The organism is Streptomyces sp. UW30, assembly GCF_008042075.1.
Lineage (GTDB): Bacteria > Actinomycetota > Actinomycetes > Streptomycetales > Streptomycetaceae > Streptomyces.
On the sequence record NZ_RDBN01000045.1, the window covers coordinates 1 to 2,528 of the forward strand.

Below are 2,528 nucleotides of genomic sequence, written 5' to 3' on the forward strand. Positions count from 1 at the left end.
CCGAGAGTGCTCAACCCCGCTGGGACCAAGGCACCACCCTCATCACCGGCGCCACCGGCACCCTCGGCACCCTCCTCGCCCGCCACCTCGTCACCCACCACAACGCCAAACACCTCCTCCTCRYCTCACGCAGCGGCACCCAAGCACCCGGCGCCACCCAACTCGCCACCGAACTCACCCAACTCGGCGCCCACACCATCACCATCACCGCCTGCGACGTCACCGACAAAAAMGCCCTCACCCACCTSMTCGACACCATCCCCACCGAACACCCCCTCACCGCCGTCATCCACACCGCCGGCGTCCTCGACGACACCATCACCACCGACCTCACCCCCCAACGCCTCGACACCGTCCTCAAACCCAAAATCGACGCCGCCTGGCACCTCCACGAACTCACCCAACACCTCAACCTCACCGCCTTCGTCCTCTACTCCTCCATCGCCGGACTCATCGGCAACGCCGGCCAAGCCAACTACGCCGCCGCCAACACCTACCTCGACGCCCTCGCCCACCACCGCACCGCACACAACCTCCCCGCCACCTCCCTCGCCTGGGGCCTCTGGCAACAAACCAGCACCATCACCAACGACCTCCACGACACCGACCTCCACCGCATCAAACGCCTCGGCCTCCTCCCCCTCACCACGAGCTGTTCGGCGAGGAGGGGGCGGCGACCGCGGCCGTCGTGACGGCGGACTCCGCGTCCCTGGAGCCGATCGCGATCGTGGGCATGGCGTGCCGCTATCCCGGCGGGGTCTCCTCCCCCGAGGACCTGTGGAACCTCGTCGCCAACGGCACCGACGCCATCAGCCAGTTCCCCTCCAACCGAGGCTGGGACCTGGAGAACCTCTACGACCCGGACCCCGACCACACCGGCACCTCCTACACCCGCCAAGGCGGCTTCCTCCACGAAGCCGACCTGTTCGACCCCGAGTTCTTCGGCATGTCCCCACGCGAAGCCACCGCCACCGACCCACAGCAGCGCCTGCTGCTGGAGACCGCATGGGAGGCGATGGAGAGCGCCGGTGTCGTCCCGGCCACGCTGCGGGGCAGCCGTACCGGTGTCTTCGCCGGGGTGATGTACCACGACTACGCCAACACCACCGGGTCCGTGCCGGAGGATCTGGAGGGCTATCTCGCCGCCGGCAGCGCGGGCAGTGTGGCGTCGGGCCGTATGTCGTACACCTTCGGGTTCGAGGGTCCCGCGGTCACGGTCGACACGGCCTGCTCCTCGTCACTGGTCGCGCTCCACATGGCCGCGAGCGCCCTGCGCAACGGCGAGTGCGATCTCGCCCTCGCCGGCGGCGTCACCGTCATGGCCACACCCACCACCTTCGTGGAGTTCTCCCGTCAGCGCGGTCTTTCGACCGACGGCCGCTGCAAGTCGTTCTCCGACGACGCGGACGGCACCGGCTGGTCCGAAGGCGTCGGACTCCTCCTCGTCGAACGACTCTCAGACGCCCGCAAAAACGGCCACCGCGTCCTCGCCGTCGTCCGCGGCACCGCCGTCAACCAGGACGGCGCCAGCAACGGACTCACCGCCCCCAACGGCCCCTCCCAGGAACGAGTGATCCGCCAAGCCCTCGCCAACGCCGGGCTCACCGCCAACGACATCGACGCAGTCGAGGCACACGGCACCGGCACGCGCCTCGGCGACCCCATCGAAGCCCAGGCACTCCTCGCCACCTACGGCCAGAACCGCCCCACCGACACCCCCCTCCACCTCGGCTCCCTCAAGTCCAACATCGGCCACACACAAGCCGCGGCCGGCGTCGGCGGCGTCATCAAGATGATCGAGGCCATGCGCCACGGCGTCCTGCCCAAGACCCTCCACGCCGACAACCCCTCCAGCCACATCGACTGGGACGCAGGCGCGGTGGAACTGCTCACCGAAGCCCGCAACTGGCCCGAGACCGAGGGACGGCCACGCCGGGCAGGCGTCTCCTCCTTCGGCATCAGCGGCACCAACGCCCACGTCGTCATCGAGGAACCACCAGTCGGGGAGGAGAACGGCACGGAGAACGGCGAGGGGAACGGCGGGGAGAACGGTTCCGGGGCATCCGCTACCGTCCCCGTCGTGCCGTGGGTCCTGTCCGGCAAGACCGAGCAGGCCGTCCGCGACCAGGCCAACCGACTACTGACCTACGTCCAACAGCACCCCGAGGTGCCCGTCACCGACATCGGCCACGCCCTCGCCACCGAACGCGCCGCCTTCGACCACCGCGCCGTCGTCACCGGCACCAACACCGACGACCTCATCCAGGGCCTGACCGCCCTCGCCGAGGGAACCGACTCGGCGAACGTGATCACCGGCGAAGCGGCGACAGGACGCCGTACCGCCTTCCTGTTCACCGGCCAGGGCGCCCAACGCATCGGCATGGGCCGCGAACTGTACGCATCTCACCCCGTGTTCGCCGACGCCCTCGACGAGGTCTTCACGGCCTTCGACGGACTGCTCGACGTGCCCCTGCGCGACATCCTGTTCGCCCAGGAAACAGCCGACGCCTCACTGATCGACCAGACCC

1 pseudogene is annotated in these 2,528 nt (G+C 69.2%); it reads left to right on the forward strand.

Going from position 1 to position 2,528, the window contains the following annotated elements:
- Positions 1 to 2,528 (forward strand): annotated as a pseudogene (locus EAO75_RS32455) (SDR family NAD(P)-dependent oxidoreductase); the annotation flags it as partial.